The organism is Microvirga sp. (assembly GCF_014699075.1).
Lineage (GTDB): Bacteria > Pseudomonadota > Alphaproteobacteria > Rhizobiales > Beijerinckiaceae > Microvirga.
The window spans coordinates 1-20,311 of the sequence record NZ_JACXAB010000071.1 but is presented as its reverse complement, the minus strand read 5'-3'; the positions used below and the strand labels follow the sequence as shown (position 1 = coordinate 20,311).

The window sequence follows — 20,311 nt, the reverse complement described above, 5'->3', positions numbered from 1 at the left end:
AGTCCATGCGTCAACGCTGGCGCCACAACCAACCCTGAATTACCATCACACTCGGATCACCCACATGGGGCAGGCCAGAGCCACTAAAGCGTAATTCTTGGTCTAACGCCCAATGCTTGGCGTTAAGGCATAGGCAGTCGTGGATTTCACCCGCTGCATGGCGAAGCGTGAAGTCACGTTCTTGAGCGGGATTGCAGTGATGAGGCGCTTGTAGAAGGCGTCATAGGCATTCATGTCAGGCACGACCACGCGCAGCATGTAGTCTACATCTCCTGCCATGCGGTAAAACTCCATCACCTCTGGCATAGCTAAGACTATATCGGCAAAATGCTGCAAGCCTTGGCCCGAATGGTCACCGATTTCAACAGAGGTGAAGACGGTCAATCCCAAGCCTACCTTGTCTGGATCGACCAAAGCAACGCGCTTCTGAATGACACCGGTTGCTTCCAAACGCTGAACCCTTTTCCAGCAGGGAGTCTGGGAGAGGTTTACCCTCTGGGCGAGTTCGGCAATCGAGATATCGGCGTTTTCCTGCAGCAGCATCAGGATCTTGGTATCCGTCGCATCCATGTCAGACCCCGGTAAACGTAGAACAATCATTTCCTTGAGGCTTGCCCAAGCAATCCTCAGCACTGTTCTGTACAGTTCTTTATAAAGAACATTATTGGGCCTTCAAGTCATTTTGGCGTCGGAAGCCTTGGGACGATTCGGAGAAATATTGCCCAAAAAGATGATTATTCTGGAAAATGCCTCGCTAGGAGAAGATTATATCTGCTTAGTGCGTTCTAAAAAAAGAACATTCCCGTTGCATTCGAAGGCTTCATGGCTTGATAATTCAAGGGTCATTTGGCCAATCGTGCAGGGGAAAAAACGTGTTCATCACTCGATGCTTCAGGAAAAGAGCCGGTCCTGCCGCTTTGCTCGGAGCCACGCTCCTGGCCGGGACGAGCGGATGGGGAGCAGTACAAGCCGCAGGCTCGGACGTTCAGCAAAAGCCTGTCCAGGGTGGAACGCTGACCTATCTCGAGCAGCAGGCTCACACGAACCTCTATCCCCCTGCGGGCGGCTTCTATCCCAATGGTGGGATTCTCAACCAGATCACCGACAAGCTGACCTACCAGAACCCCCAGACTCTGGAGATCGAGCCCTGGATCGCCGAATCGTGGACGGTGAACGCCGATGCCACGGAATACACCTTCAAGATCCGGAAGGGCGTGACCTTCTCCGACGGCACGCCGCTTGATGCGGCCGCTGTGGCCAAGAACTACGACACGTTCGGGCGCGGCAACAAGGACCTGAAGCTGCCGGTCTCGGAGGTCATCAACAACTACGACCGCAGCGAAGTCATCGATTCGCAGACGGTAAAGTTCATTTTCAAGAAGCCTTCGCCCGGTTTCCTGCAAGGCACCTCCGTGATCGGCTCCGGTCTCGTGTCTCTGAAGACCCTCGCGCTGCCTTATGAAGCGCTCGGCGATGCCACGAAGATCATCGGCTCAGGTCCGTTCGTCGTCGCGAGCGAGACACTCGGACGCGAGCTCACATTGAAGGTTCGCGCGGACTACAACTGGGGTCCCGCGAAGCTCGAGCACCAGGGCCGTGCCTATCTCGATGAGATCAAGTATATCGTCACGCCGGAAGATAGCGTGCGCATCGGCGCGCTGGTGGCCGGGCAGTCCGACGTCATCCGCCAGATCCAGGCGTATGACGAGAAGCAGGTTGAGGACGAGGGGTACCTGATCTACGCGCCCTCGACTCGCGGCGTGAACAACAGCGTCGTGTTCCGTCCCGATAATCCGCTCGTCGCAGACGTCCGGGTCCGGCGCGCACTGCTGCACGCTACCAACGCGGACGAGATCGTCTCGACCCTATTCTCCGACAATTACCCGAAGGCGACCTCGGTCATCGCCAAGACGGCGTTGGGCTATGTCAACCTCTCGCCGAAGCTGTCTTACGACATTGAGAAGGCTAAGACGCTGCTCGACGAGGCCGGCTGGAAGCTCGGTGCGAACGGACGGCGCCAGAAGGACGGGCAGACGTTAGAACTGTCGGCCTACGAGTCGCTGCCGCAGCCGCAGAATAAGGAGACGCTGCAACTCGTCGCCCAGCAATGGGAGAAGATCGGCGTGAAGTTGAACGTGCTGACCGCCGACTCGGGCAGCGCCGTCGTGAACAACCTCGATCCCGCCAAGGCGCCGGTTTCGCCCGCCATGGTCGGCCGCGCCGATCCCGACGTGATCAAGAGCCAGTACTATCCGACCAACCGGAACGTTCTGCTGCAGAAGGGCGGCAACAGCGATAAGGTGCAGTCCTTCGTTGACGAGCGGCTGAACGCGCTCCTCGATCAGCTCGCCTCCGAGCCGGACCGCACTAAGCGCTTGGCGGTGGCCGGCGAGGTACAGAATTACGTGGTCGATCAGGCCTACGCCATCCCGATCTTCGAGGAGCCGCAGGCCTTCGCTGCCGCTCCTTATGTGAAGGGCGTGTCCTTTGAAGCGGTGGGTCGCCCCAGCTTCTACAACACTTGGCTGGCGCCTCGCCGCTGAGGAACCCTCAGGTCGGCCGAGCGTCACAGACGTATGATGCCCGGCCGACCTGCAATCAAACGTCTCGATTTCAGACAGGATCTCCCATGTCGCGATACGTGATCGGAAGGATAGGGCAGGCGGCTCTCGTGCTCTGGGCAGCATTCACCGTGTCCTTTATCCTGCTGCAAGCTCTGCCCGGCGATGCCATCCTCATCAAGTTCCTCAATTTCGAACTCGGCCTGGGTCCGGAGCAGATCGCGGATATCCGCGCTTCCTATGGGGCGGATAGTCCGCTGCTCGTGCAGTACGTTCACACGGTAATAAGCTTTCTCACGGGAAATTACGGCTATTCCATTCATGCAGGCGTTCCCGTCGGCGATCTAATCCTCGCGAACCTGCCGCAGACCCTGTGGCTCGCGACTCTCGGCTTCCTGCTGTCGCTCGTCCTCGCGATCACGCTCGCCGCGCTATCGGCGCTGTCACCCTTCTCGTGGCTGCGCTCCCTCATCCAGTCGATTCCTGCACTCTTCATCTCCACGCCCGTGTTCTGGCTCGGAATCCTGCTCATTCAGGTCTTCTCGTTTCAGCTCAAGCTCATCCCGATCATCAATCCGGGCCCCTGGCAGGCCTTGATCCTTCCGGTCCTGACATTGGCCGTGCCGATCTCGGCGCCGCTCGCACAGATCCTGATGCGCAATATCGACCATGTGCTGACAGAGCCCTTCGTGGCGGTCGCTCGCGCAAAAGGTGCGTCCCATCGCTGGGTTTTGTGGAAGCATGTGGCTAAGAACGCCGTCCTGCCGACACTCACCATTGCAGGCATCCTGTTCGGCGAGCTTTTGGCCGGCGCGGTCGTGACAGAAGCGGTGTTCGGTCTCAACGGCCTGGGTGGGCTGACACAGCGCTCCGTCAACGATCAGGACATTGCGGTTCTCCAGGCGATCGTCGTGTTCTCGGCCGCGGCTTTTGTCCTCATCAACCTCACGGTGGACCTGCTCTACCCCGTCTTCGATCCGCGCCTGAGAGTGAAACAAGGAGCTGTCGCATGACCAGCCTGAACACGATAGGGCGTAGCTTGCTGCGTGACGATGCGGACATCCCTGCAAGCACCTTCCGAGCATCGGGGCATGCGCCTTCGGATGCGCGCTGGCTGAAGACCCTCAGAGGTGTCCAGCCCGGCTTGGTGCTGTCCTGGTCCATCATGGCGGTCGTCGTGCTCTGGGCTCTATTCCCGCAATGGTTCACAAGCTATAGCGCAACTGTCGGCGTCGCACGCCAGCAGCTTCGTGCGCCGAGCGCCGAGCATTGGCTCGGCACCGACGTCCTGGGGCGTGATCTTCTCGCCCGTATCATCTATGGCGCAGGCAATTCGCTCTCGGGAGCCCTGGTGGCCGTCGGGGTCGGCCTCGTGGTCGGCACCACGCTCGGCATCATCGCGGGATCGGCTCGCGGCAGGATCGATTCCGCCATCATGCGCGGGGTCGACGTGCTGCTGTCGATCCCGCAGCTTCTTCTGTCGCTCAGCATCGTCATCCTGCTCGGATTCGGCATCGTGAATGCTGCCATCGCGGTCGGCATCACGTCGATCGCCAGCTTCGCGCGGCTTGCGCGATCCGAGGTGGTGCGGGTTCGGGCCAGCGATTATGTCGAGGCAGCCTTCGGCAGCGGCGGAACCTTCAGCCGTGTGCTGCTGCGCCATATCCTGCCGAACTCCCTCACCTCCGTCATTGCATTCGCGGCCCTGCAACTCGGCTGGGCCATCCTGACAATCTCCACCCTGGGCTTCCTCGGCTACGGCGCACCGCCGCCGACACCGGAATGGGGCCTGCTGATCGCCGAGGGACGCAACTATCTCGCGCGGGCCTGGTGGCTGACGATGGTTCCCGGAATCGTGGTGATCGTCGTCGTCCTGTCGGCGAACCGCATCAGCCAGTCCTTCGGAAAGGCAAAGGCATGACCACGGCGATCAACATCAAGCCAGCATCGGCGGACGTCGCAAACCTGCCCGTTCTCGAGATCGGCAATCTCGCGGTGGGCTATCGCGGCAACGAAGGATTCCAGCGTGTGGTCCACGACGTATCGCTTCTGGTGCGTCCGGGCGAGGTCGTGGCGCTCGTGGGTGAATCTGGATCCGGAAAAACCACCACGGCGCAGGCGGTGATCGGTCTTTTGGCCGAGAACGGCAGGCTCGAGGCTGGCACGGTGCGTCTCAACGGCACCGACATTGTGGGCTGGTCGCAAAAGCAGCTCGACGCTATCCGCGGCAGCAAGATCAGCTTGATCCCGCAGGATCCGACGACTTCGCTCAATCCGGTCAAGACCATCGGCGCACAGGTGGCCGAAGTGCTCCAGATTCACCGGAAGGGCAGCCGGGCGGAGATAGACGCGCGGGTGATCGAGCTCCTGACGCGCGTCGGCCTCTCCCAGCCCGAACTGCGCGCCAGACAATATCCACACGAGCTATCGGGCGGCATGCGCCAGCGCGTCCTGATCGCGATTGCGATTGCCCTGCGCCCCGCTCTGATCATCGCCGACGAACCCACCAGCGCCCTCGACGTGACGGTGCAGAAGCGCATTCTCGACCTGATCGACGAGTTGCGCCGCGAATACGGCACGGCCGTTCTGCTGGTAACGCACGACTTAGGCGTCGCAGCCGACCGGGCAAACCATATCGTCGTGCTCAAAGGCGGGCGCATTCAGGAGCAGGGAGCAACCGCCGAGGTGCTCGCCAAGCCGCGCAGCGATTATACGCGCAAGCTCTTGGCCGATGCGCCGTCGCTCGGCAAGACCCGGTCTGTTCCCCGCTCCGTATCGCCGCGCATCGACCGGCGCGGTGACGCCATCGTGGTCGAGAACCTGGTGCAGGATTTCGCCATCGGCGGAAGGCGTGATGCCTTCCGGGCGGTGGACGGCGTGTCCTTCACCGTCCAGAGGGGAGCGACCCACGCCATCGTGGGTGAGTCCGGCTCCGGAAAGACGACGACCGCTCGCAGCATCGTGGGTTTCCAGAAGCCCACAGCGGGGCGTATCCTTGTCGACGGGATCGATGTGACGACCTTGCGCCGCGAAAGCCTGCGCTGGTTCCGCAAGACGATCCAGCTCGTCTACCAGAACCCCTTCGCCTCCCTCGATCCGCGGCAGACCATCTTCCAGATCGTCGAGGAGCCTCTGCTGAACTTCGATCCGCTGCCGCGGGAGGATCGCGCGAGGAAGGTCCAGGCCATTCTCGACCGTGTGGGTCTTCCGTCATCGGTTCTAGCCCGCAAGCCTCACGCGCTCTCAGGCGGGCAGCGGCAGCGCGTCGCCATCGCCCGTGCGCTCGTGCTTGATCCACAGGTGCTGGTGCTCGACGAGGCCGTGTCGGCCCTCGACGTCACCGTGCAGGCGCAGATCCTGGCACTTCTCGACGAACTTCAGCAGGCGCTGGGGCTAACCTATCTCTTCATCTCCCACGACCTCGCGGTGGTCCGTCAGATTTCGGACACGGTCTCGGTCCTGCACAACGGCCGTCAGGTCGATGGCGGTCCGGTCGAGGACGTGTTCCAGCGCCCAGGCAGCGCCTACACGCGCGAGCTCATCAGCGCGATTCCCGGGCAGCATAACGTCAATCTGAATTGATTTCAGACGATTAATTGGAGCAAAGCGATGACATTTCCCTCACAGCGCAAGAGACTCGGGTTCTTCACCCGCCTTCTGGACGAGGTCAGCGCCAGCGAGCGTTATCGTCTCGCGGCCGAGCAGATCATTCATGCGGAGCGAAACGGATTCGACTCCGCCTGGGTGGCACAGCACCACTTCCACGAAGCGGAAGGCGGTCTCCCGTCGCCTCTCGTGTTCCTGTCCCACGTAGCAGCACGCACATCAACCATCCGCCTCGGCACGGGCATCATCACTCTGCCGCTCGAGAACCCCGTCCGGGTAGCGGAGGACGCGGTGGTGCTGGACCTTCTGTCCGGCGGGCGCCTCGAGGTCGGCATCGGGAGCGGCGGCACACCTTCCTCCTTCACCGCCTTCGGCCTCGACAGTGCCACTCGCTCGGAAGTGTTCGACCGCAACCTGGCGGTCGTACGCAATGCCTGGAGCGGTGGGCGCTTCGAAGGCGGGGATTCTCTCTCCCCAGCCGCGCCCGATCTTAATGATCGCGTCTGGCAGGCGACCTTCTCCGTCGGCGGCGGGATCCGTGCCGGAAAGGCCGGTGACGGCCTCATGCTCTCGCGCACGCAGCCCCGTCCCAAGGATACCCCGCGCGCCACTCTCCCCGACCTCCAGCACCCCATCATCGATGCCTATCTCGAGGCGCTGCCCGAGGGCCGAGAGCCGCGCATCGTTGCCTCTCGCTCGCTGTTCGTCGCTGATAATCGAGAAGAGGCGCTCCGCCTTGCGGAGAAAGGGTTGCGCAGGGTCGTGGCCGATTTCGCAGCCAAGGGGCACGTGATCCCAGGCGACAGTCTGGCAGACATCACCGCGGCGCTCGATACCCATGTTGGCACGCCTGAGGATGTACTCGAGAGCCTGAGCCGGGACACCACCCTGCCGCGGGTGACAGACCTCGTGTTCCAGGTGCACTCGGTCGACCCGCCGCACGAATACATCCTGCGCTCCATCGAGCTGATCGCCAGCGAAGTGGCCCCAGCCCTCGGCTGGCAGTCGCCCGTGGCCAAGCCCGAAAAGCGCGTTGCCCTCGTACGCTGAACCCACCTACCAACAACCGGAATGTGAGGAGACTATGAGCACTATCATATCGGATGTGATCGACCATCTTGCCGGCATACGCCCAGGATCCAGCCTCGACCGATTGCGTGATCAGCGGCCGCAGGCGCGGGAGAATGCGCAGAAGAGCTATCTGGCCCTCTTTGAGCCTGAGTTCCCCGGCGACGTCACTGCGGTCGAACGCTATGCCGTCGCGACATTCGTGGCGGGGCTCCATCGCCAGTCCCACGTGGCCGGCTTCTATGCCGCCTCCCTGGACAGGTTCGAACATTCGAGGCTGACCGACGTGATCCACGCGGAGATCAACCGAGGCTCGGCGAAAGGTCCGTATGGGCGCTATCCGCAGGGTCCACTCACCATCGAGGACAAGGAGGGGCTCGTCTATCAGGTCTCTGCCGACAACCGGGAGAGCCTCGGATCGCGGCTCGCTGCGGCGCTTGAGCACGCGCACCTGCTCGTCTTCCATCCGCGCGACGCAAGCCCGGCTGCCTTGCAGAAGCTTCTTGATGCAGGATGGTCGACAACAGACATCGTGACCCTGTCGCAGCTGATGTCCTTCCTGTCATTCCAGATCCGCGTTGTTGCGGGCCTGCGGGCCTTCGCGGGAGCGCCCGCCATCGAAAGCGCTGACCCCGAATTCACGCAGATCTTCACAGGCGCCCTGGCGACCGGCGCCGTTTGAGAGGGAACATATCCATGACCGAGACTACGCTGTCGCACCCCGATAACCGTGAGCCCACCGCTTTCACCCAGGAGGAGCTGGGCTGGCTGCCATGGCTGGAGCCGTTTCCCGCTGATCAGCTGACCGAGAGGCACTGGGCCGGCCTTGTCGAAGCGTCGCGCGCGAAGTCGCCGTATTTCCTCCTGCTCGCCCGTGATCCGGATGTCCTGCAGGCCAGGACGAAAGCCGACAAGGACATCTTCTACAATACGAGCAACGGCCTTCCTCGAGCTGAGCGAGAACTCGCCGCGACAGCTACCTCGCGCTCCAACGGCTGCATTTTCTGTGCCTCTGTCCATTCCCGGTTCGCCACACACTATTCCAAGCGGACAGCCGACGTTCAGCGTCTTCTCGATGAAGGTGTCGAGGTGGATATCGATAGTCGCTGGAATGCGATCATCAATGCGTCTGTCGCGCTGACCGAAACGCCGCTCACGTTCGGCGGCGAGCATATCAAGGGCTTGCGTGAGGCCGGGCTCGAGGAACTGGAGATTGTTGATGTGATCAACGGCGCAGCCTTCTTCAACTGGGCTAACCGGTTGATGCTCTCTCTGGGCGAACCGGTGCCTTCCGCTAAGGCTCAGCCGGGCTGAGAGGGAGACAACGATGAGCCGACCGCGCATCGTCATTTTTTGCGGCAACCTTCACAGGCCCTCACGCAGCCGCGTCCTCGCAGAGGCACTCGGCGCTGAAGTCGGACGCCGGGTACCTGTCGACCTGAGGGTCTATGATATACTTGATGCCGGACCGGGCTTCGGCACAGCACTGGCAAGAAGCGATCTGCCGCTGCCCGCCGCGCGCATCATCGATGGCATCGAGAGCGCAGATGCGTTGATTGTGGGTACGCCCGTCTACAATGGCGCCTATACCGGATTGTTCAAGCACCTGATTGACTTCATCGATCCAGGGCGGCTGGCGGGCAAGCCGGTGGCGCTCACCGCAACGGGTGGAGGGCTGCGCCACGCGCTCATGGTTGAGCACGCACTCCGACCCCTATTCGGCTTCTTTGCCGCCCTGACCGTACCTACAGCGGTTTATGCGTCGGAGGCCGACTTCACCGCGAGCGGTGACGAGGTCGGGCATATTGTGACCGATGCCGGTATCCTTGCCCGGCTTGCCGGCGCGGCGGAAGAACTCTCCCGTCTGATTCCGAAGCGTATCGGTGTTGCGGAAGCCGTCGTTCGACCTGTCCAAGCCGCACGCTAAAGGATTATATCTGAAGGGATTGTCACTCGAGCTTTAAGAGACCTGCACGACAAGCTATTGTCTCCTCTGCTTGAGGAGAGTTGTTCCTCCGAGGAGATGGGGCTGCTACGGCCGGGATCGGTCGCCGACGCGCACTGGATCAGCGTCTATGCCTCTGCGGTCAAACAGGTGCTGGTTGGTTCGTCTCTACGCCGGTCCTGTACCAGCAGGTGAGGAAGGACGTGTTGACCGGTCTGGGGAGCGGGCTCGTGCTCGCGGGCGACCCGAGCTATGGCTGCCGGTGTTGGTTGTGGTGGTCAACGTCATGGCTGGCGTGGTGTCCGGGTGGCTGTTCTGGCGTGCAGGCCTTGAAGCCGGGATCCTAGCCCACTCATTCGCGCATGTGACTGCCGCCGTGATCTGGACAGTGGTCAGCGTCTGAGGGATTGAGGCCGGCATCGCACATTCAGTGAGTGTCCGCTTTCTAGAAATGCGGGATGTCCCTTCCTGGCACATCCCGGAAATAGAGCGTAGGTCCTCAATTGAGCGGAAGAACGGACATTCATGAAGGGCAGGGGATCGTCGTCGCCTGACCCATTCCGGACATTGGATATCTGTACAAATCCATTCGAACAAGACGCTATAGTCGCGGAGCAAACTGCGGCCTTGCGCCAATGTCCTTCGAGCGGAGATCGGAATCTCCGATCTCCGCTCAGTGCCTAAACGTTTCGTGAGCTATCTTCGCTTTCGGGCGGTCAGACGCCAGAACTGGCCCGTCCGGCGAGAAGCTGGAGTTCCCAAGCCAGATTGGTGGCGCTGGCGCCGCCGTGCTCGAGCATGATCTCTGCCACCTTGCCGGCTGTTTCTTCGCGAGCCCAATCCCGTTGAAGCTCCGCCATGAACACACCGGCAGTGAGCGGAATGGCACCGGCTTGGATCATCCGTTGAATTCCCATCTCGTGGGCCTCCACGCTGGTTCCGCCGGAGGCGTCGGTGACGAAATAGACCTCGTAGCCTTCGCCGAGAGCGTGAATGACCGGAAAGGCGAGGCAGATCTCGGTCCACAGGGCTGCGATTACGATCTTCCTGCGGCCCGTGCTCTCCACCCATCGGACGCAGTTTTCATCTTCCCAGGTGTTAATCGTCGTCCGGTCGATGGGTGTTTGGTCGGGGTGAATATCCTGGAGCGGCTTGATGAGATTCCCGCCGCGGTCCTTGAGGACAGTGGTCAGCAATGTAGGCACGTTGAACGCCTTGGCGGCTTTCGCGAGCATCACCACGTTGTTGATCATGAGGGCCGCATCGATGTTCTTGACGCCGCTCACCTGGAACGGCTGATGGTCGATGAGCATCAGGGCGCAGTTGTCCGGCGTCAGCATCGCGTCGAGGCCGACTCTGACAGGTTTTGACGTAGTCATTGGAGCATCCTTTCAAGAGAGGTTTTGCGGGAGGGTTGTCAGCAGGCGGGAGACGATGTCACCCGTGCTTCATCAGGTTCTGGGCGACCAGCGGCGCGCCGAACTGCTGGAGCAGCCCGCCCTGATTAAGCTCGCCCAACGTGATCGGCGCGAAACCGAGGCGCTCGATCGGACTGGCGATATCAGCGTTGGCGCTGGCGTCATTGCCCGAGACGAACAGAACGCGGCGTCCGCCGTCCTGCGCCGGATCACTGGCCAGCACGGCCGCCGGCAGGGTGTTGAAGGCCTTGACCACGCGAGCTCCGGGAACCATCTCGGCGACGATTTCCGTCGAGGGGCGACCTCCAAGATCCTTGGGTGTGAAGACCGGGAAGTCGATGGCGTTTGTCGCGTCGACGACGATCCGGCCGTTCCATTGGGCAGAGCCCTGAACCGCGTCAGCGACGGCTGTGAAGGGAACGGCGAGGATCACCGTATCCGCTTTCAAAGCCTCAGGCAGCGACGTTGGCGTTACGTGCGATCCGAGCTCTGCAACCAGACCCGCAAGGGACTCCGGCCCCTGCCTGTTGGCGATCAGAACGTCGATGTTGCTGCGGGTGAACTGGCGGGCGAGAGCGCTGCCGATCGCGCCCGCGCCGATAATGGCATAGGTCATGGCACAGAGTTCCTTCTGGTGGGTTGGGGAGGCAGTGATTCTTGCAGGACCGAGCGTGACGCGGATGTGTCACTTCAGCCGGAAGGGCGGGATCTCAGGCAGGGGGATGAACTCGGTCTCGCCGGGAACACCGGGGAACTGACGGTCGCGCCAATCCTGCGCAGCCTGCTCGATGCGCTCGCGGCGGCTCGACACGAAGTTCCAGTAGATGTAGCGCTTCTCGGGCAGCGGCTCGCCGCCGAGCAGCATCAGGCGAGCGGCACCGACCGCACGCAGCACGATCTCCGCACCGGGCTTGAACACGACGAGCCGGTCCTTGCCGAAGCTCCCTGTCTGTCCGGCGACCTCGATCTCTCCGCTGATGACGTAAACCGCGCGCTCGACATGCTCCGCATCGATGCGCAGGCGCGCTCCATCGTTCATAGACACATCGGCGTTGAACAGATCGGAATAGGTGCGCGTCGGTGCGGTGCGCCCATGCAATGAGCCGGCGATCAATCTGAGGTTGATGCCTTCCCCTTCCATCTTGGGAAGTTCGCCGGCGTTGGCGTGCTGGAAGCTTGGAGACGTCTCTTCTTGGTCCGTGGGCAACGCCACCCAGCTCTGGAAGCCGAACACCGTCCCTCCGCTGACACGTGTTGTATCGCTGCTCCGCTCCGAGTGCACGATACCGCGTCCAGCCGTCATGACGTTGACTTCACCAGGGCGGATCGGTTGCACATAGCCCTCGCTGTCGCGGTGCAGGATCTCGCCATCGATGAGGTACGTCAGGGTCGCAAGCCCGATGTGAGGGTGTGGACGCGTATCGAGACCTTCACCCGCCTCAAAGGCAACGGGGCCGAAGCTGTCGAGAAAGATGAACGGTCCGACCATGCGGCGGTGCATGGATGGCAAGGCGCGGCGAACCTGAAAGCCATCGCCGAGATCGCGAACGGCCGGGAGAATGATCTGTTCGACTTCGGCGGCATAGGACTGAACGGTCATGGCATTGTCCTTTCCAGAAACGGCGCACTGTGTGAGGACATAGAAGGCGATTTCCCGTATCCCGAAAACTGGCATAATATGAACCGTAACGTTCGAGGAAATCGAAATGCCATCCGGTCCAGGGATCCCGACGCTTGATCAGCTGCGGATCTTTCTCACCATTGTGGATGTGGGTAGTTTTGCCGGTGCGGCCCGCAGGCTGGGTCGGGCGACATCCGTCATCAGCTACTCGATCGCCAACCTGGAGGCGCAGCTCGGGGTGTCACTCTTCGACCGGGAATCCACCCGTAAGCCTCAGCTGACCGAAGCCGGCCGGATGGTCTTGGCCGAAGCTAGGACGGTCTCCAACGGAGTCGATGGGTTACGCGCGAAGGTCAGAGGGCTGCTGCAGGGCCTGGAGGCGGAGATCCACCTCGTGCTCGACGTGATGCTGCCGGCTTGGCGCGTGGTCGACGCTCTCAAAGAGTTTCGGGCCGAGTTTCCGACGGTTCATCTGCGGTTGAACGTCGAGGCGCTCGGGGCCGTGACCCAGATGGTTCTCAGCCGTTCCGCTTCAATCGGCGTGGGCTGGCCGCTCGATGCGGAAATCGCCGGGATCGAGCGGATCGGCGTGGGCGGCGTCGAGCTGGTGCCTGTGGCCGCGCCCGATCATCCGCTAGCCCGTGCGCGTCAGAATGCACCGGGTGCAGGACGCGATCACATTCAACTTGTGCTGACGGACCGCTCGCCCTTCACGCAAGGCCAGGATATGGCCGTTGTGGCAACACAGACGTGGCGTCTGGCGGATCTTGGCTCCAAGCACATGCTGCTGAAGGAGGGCATCGGCTGGGGCAACATGCCGGAGCCGATGGTGCGCGACGACCTGGCTGCCGGTCGGCTCGTCCACCTCGACATGCCCGACTGCCGGGGAGGATCCTACCGACTGCAGGCGATCTATCGAACGGATACGCCGCCTGGCCCTGCCGGTTCATGGCTGATCAAGCGCTTTCAGGAGCAAGCCGAGAGCCCAACTGCAAGGGCGGATGAGAATGCTGCCCGTTCCCTTGCGGGCGCCAGACCGCAAACAATAAAGGCCGCGGAGTGAGCGCGGCCTTTTGTCGTGACTCCGAATGATTTTCAGGTAAGCCATTAACGGTGGGAATCCAGGCTGAAGCGGCCTGCTCCAAAGGCCACAACCTGAAGCAATCCGCCAACCATGGCGATGTTCTTGAAGAAGTGGATGAACTGGTTCTGATCCACAAGATTGCCGTGGAACGCAAGTGCTGTCGCAAGAGTGAAGCCTGCGAGCCCTGCCGCAACGAGCCGAGTGCGATAGCCGGCGATCAATGCAAGGCCACCCAGGGTCTCAACGATGACCGCAAGGGCGAACCCGAGAGGCGCCAGCGGCAGGCCTGCGGACTCGATATAGCCGATCGTTGCGGCCGGGGCGGCAATCTTCGAGGCGCCCGAGATGACAAAGATTGCGCTCAAGAACACTCGGCCCGCCAGAGGAGCAGCATCAGCAAGGGCGAAAGCTGAACGGCTCTGAGTGTGGGTGTGAGAGACGGCTGCTGAGTTTGACATGGTGATAAATCCTTCTGAAAGGGCGCGGTCTGTGAAAGGCGCCGTGGACAGAAGGAAAGATGCCATCATGCAGCATAGCGGAAAAGGCGAATAAAATGGATCGTTATGTTCGATAAAATCGAATATTCGGGGTGCTGGATGAAAATTTAAATTGGCGATTTCTGGCAGGTTTCGGAAGTAACGCTTTGGTCGGCTTGCTGACCCTAAGCAAGCAACCTTGACGGCAGGAGCTCCAAGTCTGGCTCACCTCATACCATAGGCGGTTTAGGTGTCCCGCCGTCTTTGTCTCAGGTAGTCGATGAGTACACGCAACTTGAGCGGCACATTCCTGCGGGTCGGATAGTAGAGGTGGAAGCCGGGGAACGGCGGGCAGAACTCTTCCAGAAGCGGCACAAGCTCAGCACGGGCAATATAGGGGCGAAAAGTCTCTTCCATGCCGAAGGTGAGGCCTGCTCCGGCGCAAGCAAGACGGATCATCACCCTCATGTCGTTGGTGGTCACGCGAGGGTTCACGTCCACAGTAAAGTCACGCCCGTTCTCGGTGAACTCCCACCGATATGGGGCGACCTGCGGGTTTGGCCGCCATCCTATGCAGCGATGCTTTGGTAGATCCTGGGGATGCGCAGGCGCACCTTGCCGCGCCAGATAATCAGGGGAAGCCACAACCGTCTGGCACTGCTCGTTCGATACCGGAATGGCGATCATGTCCTGCTCGATCACCTCACCGAGACGCACGCCGGCATCGAAGCCCTCGGCCACGATGTCGAATTCCTCATCAGTGACGGTGATATCGAGGCGGATGTCGGGATATGTCGCAAGGAAGGTTGCCAACAGCGGGCCGTTCAGGAATCTCTCGGCAATGGAGGAGACCGTTATGCGCAGCATGCCGCTGGGCCGCTCGCGCATTTCGCCGACGGCTTCCATCGCTGCACCGAGATCGTCGAGCGCCGGCCGCACCGATTGGTAGAGCCGTTCTCCTGCTTCAGTGAGATGAACGCTTCGGGTCGTGCGTTGGACGAGAGCGACACCCATGCGCTCTTCCAGCCGCCGGATGGATTGGCTGACGGCAGAGCGCGTCACCCCCAAGCGTTCGCTGGCGGCCCGGAAGCTGCGTGCTTCCGCGACGGTTACGAAGACAGTGATACCGGCAAGATCCGTATTCATTGGTCACAAAATCTTACCAGTGCATTCATGATTGGCAAGTCGATCGCGCAGCTCAGTCGGACTACCTTTGGTCCATGAGCTCGGGACCGCCGCGTCATAGGTCCGGGCACAGGTTTGGGTGAAAGGAGAAATTTATGTCCGAGATGAAGGTTGTTCTGATCACCGGCGCCTCCAGCGGGATCGGTGAGGCGGTGGCTCTGGAGCTGGCCAAAGCAGGCCACATAGTCATTGTAGGCGCACGCCGGACGGAGCGTCTGCAAGACCTCGTCAGCCGGATCGAGGCATCCGGCGGAGTTGCGCGGTCTCACCGGCTCGATGTGACCTCGCGAGATGACTTCGCTCGGATCGTGTCTGCCACGCTCGAGGAGTTCGGCCGCATCGATGTGATTGTCAACAACGCGGGTGTCATGCCGCTTTCGCCCCTCCGCGCTCTCAAAGTGAGCGAGTGGGACCAGATGGTGGACGTAAACATCAAGGGCGTTCTGAACGGTGTTGCGGCGCTGCTCCCTGTTATGGAAGCTCAAGGCTCCGGTCACATCATCAATGTCGCGTCCATCGGCGCACATCGGGTCTCGCCAACGGCTGCTGTCTATTGTGCAACGAAATACGCGGTCCGGGCGATCTCAGACGGTCTTCGGCAAGAGACGGATCAGTTGCGGGTCACGGTGATCTCGCCTGGCGTGGTCACGAGCGAGCTCGCTGAGACGATCTCGGACGAGAGCGCCCGAGCGGCTATGCGGGAATTCCGCAGGACTGCGATCAGCCCGGACGCCATCGGACGAGCGATCCGCTATGCGATCGAGCAGCCCCCGGAGGTGGACGTGAGCGAGATCATCGTTCGTCCGACTGCGAGTCCTCACTGAAGCAAGGAGCATGCGATGCCAAGGAGCACACTCCCTCTCGTCCTTGCTGCCGCAATGGTCATCTCACCATCGGCTCTCGGCCAGCCTGCGGGCACCAATCAACCTCCAGTCAAGGAAGCAACAGAGATGGAAGACCACCCCTATATTGGCATGTGGGTCACAAAGGACGGCCACATCCGCCAGGAGCTTCTTCCGAACGGTCGGTATGATGAGGCGCGGGGCACCCGAACGAGTGCCTATCAGGGCCGCTACGGGATCCGTGGCACCAAAATCGACTATTGGGACGATACGGGGTTCACGGCCGACGGTGAGTTCATCGACGGCGTCCTCCATCACGGCGGAATGCTGTTTCATAGAGAAGGGCAGGTGAAACAGAACCCTTGATATCCGAGGCAGTCCCGGTCGAGCTCCTGTGCTCCTCGGCCGGGTTTCTATGCCCAGCCATGGCACTCCTCGGACGCCTGGATTCGGACCGATTCGGTGCGCAAAAGATGACGATCGGTCGACCCAATATAAAAAGTTGACCCGTGATCGCCACTGGCCCGGAGCCGAGATGAGACAGGCCCTAGGCACGGCCGTGTTCTCCGGCATGCTGGGCGTGATCTTGTACGGCCTATTCCTCATGCCTGTCTTCTGCGTGGCGGTGAGGAGGGTGGCCCTGGGTGCGTCCAGGAGACGACCGGTGAAGCGGTCTGAGCCAGCGGGATCTCAGCCCTCTCTGGCAGAATCGACAAAACGGCGGGGAGCCTCTTGATCCGCTTACGGATATGACCGACCACTCCATCTGCGGTGGTCGATGACTGCCGGGAGGTTCGCAATCATGAGGCACCGCCATGGATAGCGGCAAGGCAGCAGACATCGCAAGATGGGTCACGGAGGCCGGGCTGACGGGCATGACGGAGCTGGAGCTCCTTCACGGCTTCTGCCATCGCCTTGTGGCGGGAGGCGTGCCCGTCGCGCGCGTGAACATTGTCATCGACACCTTGCATCCGATCCATGAGGGGCGCGTCTTCCGGTGGCGCCGTGATGATCAGGGCGATCTCGATCACATGGTCGAGTATGGCCGCACAAATGTCGGGGGCGAAGCCGCTGCCAACTGGCGCAGGAGCACCTATTATCATCTTCTGACGAGCGGAGAGGATTTCCTGCGGCGGCGGATCGGACCGGGTCATGTCGAAGACTTCTCTGTCCTGGCTGACCTGCGCGCCGAGGGGCAGACGGATTATCTCGTTCTGATCCATCGATTCGAGGCTGAGGGCATCATCGGGGAGATGGATTCCTTCTACTCATCCTGGACGACGGACATCGAGTCTGGCTTTACGGACGAGCAGATATCGGTTGTCCGCGAGTTGGCATCGCCGCTGATGCTGGCCCTGAAATGCGCCTCGCTTGCACGCATCGCCAAGACCCTCGTCGAAACCTACCTTGGGCGTGATGCCGGCAGCCTCGTCCTGAAAGGGCGGATCGCTCGTGGCGTCACCGATCGGATCCAGGCCGTTCTCTGGTTCAGCGATCTGCGCGGCTTCACCCATATCACCGAGACAGCCGATCCGGAGCAGATCATCCCTTTCCTGAACGACTATTCGGAAGCCATCATCTCGTCGATCTGTGAAGCCGGTGGTGATGTTCTCAAGCTGATCGGGGACGGCACCCTCGCGATCTTCAGGGAAGAGGATCCGAGCCTAGCCTGTCGATGCGCCCTTAAGGCAGAGCAACTGATGAGGTCCCGGATCGGCGCGCTCAACCGGACTCGCACGGCCGCGAACCTGCCGGTCGCCGACGCCTATCTGGGCCTGCACATTGGCGAGGTCTTTTACGGCAATATCGGCAGCCAGGACCGCCTCGACTTCACGGTGGTCGGCCCCACCGTGAACGAGGTGAGCCGGATCGCCGCCCTCTGTCGCTCCGTCGAGAGGGATGTTCTGGTCTCCTCGGCTTTCTTCGCGGCTGCTTCGATAGCCGAGCAGGAATGCCTCGTCTCCGTCGGCCGCTACGCCTTGAGAGGCGTCAACCGGCCGCAAGAGCTGTTCACACGCGACCCATCCTGGATGGAGGCTGAGGAACCGGAGCAGGCGTCGATCCGTCGGGCCAACCCGCATTGCTGAGGTGGCAGACGATCACCCGGGAGTTCGCTTTGATGCGCTTCGTGCCGAACCATGTCTGCGTGCTAGTCAACATTGTCGATCGCCTTATCACTGCGCGCGGGGACAAGGCCATCGCGGCGTGTCGCCCGTTGCGGCTTGTGGCCAGCTAACCTGATCCGCTCTCATATGCGCTCAACACCCGGCGCGCCGCATTGCAGCACCGCGCCGGGGAAGTTTGTTACTTGGCTCCCTGCGGCCGCATCACACCCTTTTCATCTCGCCGCAACGGAGCCGGCTGCTTCGGCAGGGGAGCGCCGGGAGCATCGGCGACGGTGACGCCGTGCGGCCAGTCCGATGGAGCAATCGCCACATAGCGGGCATAGCCTCCCGTGCCGCCGAGCGGCTTCGCAAAGCCGATGCTGATCAGCGCACCCGTCTCCGGTACCTTGTCGAGATTGGCCACGCCTTCGGCCTGGGCAAAATGGTTGTGCAGCAGCCATGACTCGCCTTCGAGCGTCGGTGTCGTATCGGTGTCGAGCGGCTCATGGCCATGGAACAGAATTTTACGCTCAAGGTGCAGGAACTTGAGCGCATCAAGGCTCACCCCCGGATGGGGCTTGGCCGCGAAACGCGCCGTGTCGCTCCAACCCTTGTACCAGTCCGAGCGGACCATCACGACGGCACCTTCAGGAATCCGTCCGTTGCGGCTCTCCCAGTCCCGGATATCCTGCATGCTCAGGTGATAGTTCGGGTCTGCCGCCACTTTCTCGTGGATGGGAATCACTACGAGCGGGCGCACTGCATAGGTGGGCGGAAGGTCGCTGATCGTTGCCCCATACTCATCCCAGTGGGCCGGCGGGTCAAGCTGCGTGCCATACTGGTCAGTAGTAAGGGTGTAGCTGGTGGCGACGAAGCCGTGCTTGTCGTAGGTATACTCCTCCCCCTTCTTCACATAACCCGGGATGTCTGCTCCTGCCGTGGTTGGCTTGAAATCGGCTTGGCCGAAACCCGGCCAGACCGGTTGAACGGGCGCGAAGGCATGGGTGAGGTCGATATGCTTGGCGCCTTTGATGCTTTGCTCGTAGACGAACCATAGTCCAGTTTGCTGCTGGGCTGGCTGCTGCGCAAAGGCCGCCGGAGAAAAGACAGTGCTGGTGAGCAGAACGGCGGCTAGAAGGGAGTTCGTCATCGTGATGCATCCTTTCTGGTCTGGCAGGCGCAATCATTCATGGTCGCAAGACGTCATTCAACCGCAAATCAGCTGAGTGCTGACGTAAAGAAGCGCATGTGCCAGACCGTGGAATGGGCAGTGCGTTGAAATATCGGATGTGGTCTCGGCACCGGTTGACTTCGCATTCCCAAGCCTCTCTGATCGTTCATCAGGCAAGAGCCTTCCTATGGAGTGCCATGTCGACTTCCAGCAACACGGCGCCGAGTGCTGGACCGCGCCGCCCTGAATTTGCAACCTGGATGAAGCAGGGTAACGACATTACCCAGCAGTTCCTTTCCTTCGGCCGCCGCCCTGGCCTAATCGCGCTCTCAGGAGGGCTGCCGGCTCCCGACCTTTATCCAATCTCCGATGTGCAGGAGGCCTCATGTGACGCCCTCAAGAAGCATGGGAGTGCAGCTCTTGGGTATGGAGCCGTGGAGGGCTTGTTCGATCTGCGAAAGGCCATTGCGCACCGTCTCTCAACCGATCGCCTGTCACTCGCGCCTGAGAACGTTCTGATCACGACCGGATCGCTGCAGGCTGTGGAACTCATCGGCAAGGCTCTTATCGATTCCGGTGATGCAATCCTAGCCGAGTATCCCACTTATCTTGGTGCCTTGGATGCATGGCTCCCACGCCTGCCGCGCTATGCCGAGTTGCCCGACGAAGGGCCTTGGCCGGAGGCGAAATTCGCATATGTGGTACCGAACTTCTCAAACCCGACAGGAACGGTCCTAAAGCGCAAGGCTCGTGAAGCCCTGCTCTCCCGGTCCGCGGAGAGCGGCATCTGGCTGGTCGAGGACGACCCTTATGGAGAGCTCCGCTATGAAGGAGCCGTGCAGCCCTCCCTGCTGGAGATGAGTGCGGCACCGGGAGCTGCCGGCTACGAGGGTTCCGTGGTGCATCTCGGAACGCTGTCCAAGACCATCGCGCCAGGACTTCGAGTTGGATGGGCTGTCGGTGCACCCGACATGATTCGTGCGCTCGCACAGGCGAAGCAGGGCTCCGACCTCAGCACGAGCACGTTCTGCCAGGCGGTCGCGCTGGAGCTCATCCGGAAGCACGCAGACCGACGCCACGTCCCGACACTGGTCAATGCCTACCGCGAGCGTCGGGACGCGCTTTGTGCGGCCGCGCAGGAACACTTGGCTGACCTGTTCGAATGGAGAGTGCCGGAGGGCGGCATGTTCGTGTGGATGACGGCACGCCAGTCGGGACTCGACACGAAC

At 61.4% G+C, this 20,311-nt stretch carries 21 protein-coding genes and 1 pseudogene; 15 read left to right on the top strand and 7 right to left on the bottom strand.

The features are described 5' to 3' along the window. Positions 1-102: 102 nt before the first annotated feature. Positions 103-570: an Lrp/AsnC family transcriptional regulator gene (locus tag IC232_RS29705; RefSeq protein WP_190848548.1), complete on the bottom strand. Its 468-nt coding sequence runs from the start codon at positions 568-570 to the stop codon at positions 103-105. A 365-nt stretch (positions 571-935) separates the two neighbouring features. On the opposite strand from IC232_RS29705, the gene IC232_RS29700 reads away from it, so the two are divergent. The 9 genes from IC232_RS29700 to IC232_RS29660 all read left to right on the top strand — a co-directional run bounded on the left by IC232_RS29700 (position 936) and on the right by IC232_RS29660 (position 9,583). Beyond that, positions 936-2,543: a TIGR04028 family ABC transporter substrate-binding protein gene (locus IC232_RS29700; RefSeq protein ID WP_246812489.1), complete on the top strand. Its 1,608-nt coding sequence runs from the start codon at positions 936-938 to the stop codon at positions 2,541-2,543. Between the two features lie 86 nt (positions 2,544-2,629). Further along, complete coding sequence (locus tag IC232_RS29695; protein ID WP_190848546.1) at positions 2,630-3,574, top strand: ABC transporter permease; 945 nt, start codon at positions 2,630-2,632, stop codon at positions 3,572-3,574. Then, a complete protein-coding gene (locus tag IC232_RS29690; RefSeq protein WP_190848545.1) occupies positions 3,571-4,482 on the top strand; it encodes an ABC transporter permease in 912 nt (303 codons plus the stop codon). Before IC232_RS29695 ends, IC232_RS29690 begins: the two co-directional genes overlap by 4 nt. After that, positions 4,479-6,143, top strand: coding sequence for a dipeptide ABC transporter ATP-binding protein (locus IC232_RS29685; RefSeq protein ID WP_190848544.1), 1,665 nt, complete (start codon positions 4,479-4,481; stop codon positions 6,141-6,143). Before IC232_RS29690 ends, IC232_RS29685 begins: the two co-directional genes overlap by 4 nt. Positions 6,144-6,170: 27 nt before the next feature. Then, a complete protein-coding gene (locus tag IC232_RS29680) occupies positions 6,171-7,217 on the top strand; it encodes a putative FMN-dependent luciferase-like monooxygenase (protein ID WP_190848543.1) in 1,047 nt (348 codons plus the stop codon). 34 nt (positions 7,218-7,251) lie between these two features. After that, positions 7,252-7,917, top strand: coding sequence for a CMD domain protein (locus IC232_RS29675; protein ID WP_190848542.1), 666 nt, complete (start codon positions 7,252-7,254; stop codon positions 7,915-7,917). Between the two features lie 14 nt (positions 7,918-7,931). Beyond that, a complete protein-coding gene (locus tag IC232_RS29670; protein ID WP_190848541.1) occupies positions 7,932-8,549 on the top strand; it encodes an alkylhydroperoxidase domain protein in 618 nt (205 codons plus the stop codon). A 13-nt stretch (positions 8,550-8,562) separates the two neighbouring features. After that, a complete protein-coding gene (locus IC232_RS29665; protein WP_190848540.1) occupies positions 8,563-9,162 on the top strand; it encodes an NAD(P)H-dependent oxidoreductase in 600 nt (199 codons plus the stop codon). 175 nt (positions 9,163-9,337) lie between these two features. Then, positions 9,338-9,583 (top strand): hypothetical protein, encoded by a 246-nt coding sequence (locus IC232_RS29660; protein ID WP_190848539.1) that lies wholly within the window; start codon positions 9,338-9,340, stop codon positions 9,581-9,583. Positions 9,584-9,896: 313 nt separating this feature from the next. On the opposite strand, the gene IC232_RS29655 is transcribed toward IC232_RS29660, so the two are convergent. Genes IC232_RS29655 through IC232_RS29645 form a run of 3 tightly spaced genes read right to left on the bottom strand, consistent with a single transcriptional unit; the run spans position 9,897 to position 12,198 of the window. After that, positions 9,897-10,559 (bottom strand): hydrolase, encoded by a 663-nt coding sequence (locus tag IC232_RS29655; RefSeq protein ID WP_190848538.1) that lies wholly within the window; start codon positions 10,557-10,559, stop codon positions 9,897-9,899. Between the two features lie 58 nt (positions 10,560-10,617). Beyond that, on the bottom strand, positions 10,618-11,253 hold the full coding sequence (locus IC232_RS29650; protein ID WP_312895253.1) for an NADPH-dependent F420 reductase: 636 nt from the start codon (positions 11,251-11,253) through the stop codon (positions 10,618-10,620). Positions 11,254-11,283: 30 nt separating this feature from the next. Beyond that, positions 11,284-12,198: a pirin family protein gene (locus IC232_RS29645; protein WP_190848536.1), complete on the bottom strand. Its 915-nt coding sequence runs from the start codon at positions 12,196-12,198 to the stop codon at positions 11,284-11,286. Between the two features lie 106 nt (positions 12,199-12,304). Here IC232_RS29645 and IC232_RS29640 point away from each other — a divergent pair, with 106 nt between their 5' ends. Beyond that, positions 12,305-13,282, top strand: coding sequence for a LysR family transcriptional regulator (locus IC232_RS29640; RefSeq protein WP_190848535.1), 978 nt, complete (start codon positions 12,305-12,307; stop codon positions 13,280-13,282). Positions 13,283-13,326: 44 nt separating this feature from the next. On the opposite strand, the gene IC232_RS29635 is transcribed toward IC232_RS29640, so the two are convergent. After that, on the bottom strand, positions 13,327-13,761 hold the full coding sequence (locus tag IC232_RS29635; RefSeq protein ID WP_190848534.1) for a DoxX family protein: 435 nt from the start codon (positions 13,759-13,761) through the stop codon (positions 13,327-13,329). Positions 13,762-14,025: 264 nt separating this feature from the next. After that, on the bottom strand, positions 14,026-14,925 hold the full coding sequence (locus IC232_RS29630) for a LysR family transcriptional regulator (protein WP_190848533.1): 900 nt from the start codon (positions 14,923-14,925) through the stop codon (positions 14,026-14,028). Between the two features lie 134 nt (positions 14,926-15,059). Between IC232_RS29630 and IC232_RS29625 the strand changes: the two genes are divergently transcribed. From IC232_RS29625 to IC232_RS29610, 4 genes and pseudogenes are all read left to right on the top strand, one after another. Beyond that, the gene (locus IC232_RS29625) at positions 15,060-15,788 is read left to right on the top strand and encodes an SDR family oxidoreductase (protein ID WP_190848532.1); all 729 of its coding nucleotides are present in this window, start codon (positions 15,060-15,062) and stop codon (positions 15,786-15,788) included. A gap of 54 nt (positions 15,789-15,842) precedes the next feature. After that, positions 15,843-16,172 carry an Atu4866 domain-containing protein gene (locus tag IC232_RS29620; RefSeq protein ID WP_409564990.1) on the top strand — a complete coding sequence of 110 codons (330 nt, stop codon included), beginning with the start codon at positions 15,843-15,845 and terminating at the stop codon, positions 16,170-16,172. Between the two features lie 157 nt (positions 16,173-16,329). Continuing rightward, positions 16,330-16,542: pseudogene (locus IC232_RS29615) on the top strand (hypothetical protein); the annotation flags it as partial. A 79-nt stretch (positions 16,543-16,621) separates the two neighbouring features. Continuing rightward, positions 16,622-17,893 (top strand): adenylate/guanylate cyclase domain-containing protein, encoded by a 1,272-nt coding sequence (locus IC232_RS29610; RefSeq protein WP_190848530.1) that lies wholly within the window; start codon positions 16,622-16,624, stop codon positions 17,891-17,893. A 217-nt stretch (positions 17,894-18,110) separates the two neighbouring features. On the opposite strand, the gene IC232_RS29605 is transcribed toward IC232_RS29610, so the two are convergent. Beyond that, the gene (locus IC232_RS29605) at positions 18,111-19,061 is read right to left on the bottom strand and encodes a cyclase family protein (RefSeq protein ID WP_190848529.1); all 951 of its coding nucleotides are present in this window, start codon (positions 19,059-19,061) and stop codon (positions 18,111-18,113) included. A gap of 218 nt (positions 19,062-19,279) precedes the next feature. Here IC232_RS29605 and IC232_RS29600 point away from each other — a divergent pair. Then, positions 19,280-20,311 (top strand): PLP-dependent aminotransferase family protein (locus IC232_RS29600; RefSeq protein ID WP_190848528.1); only part of this gene is annotated, 1,032 nt, incomplete at its 3' end.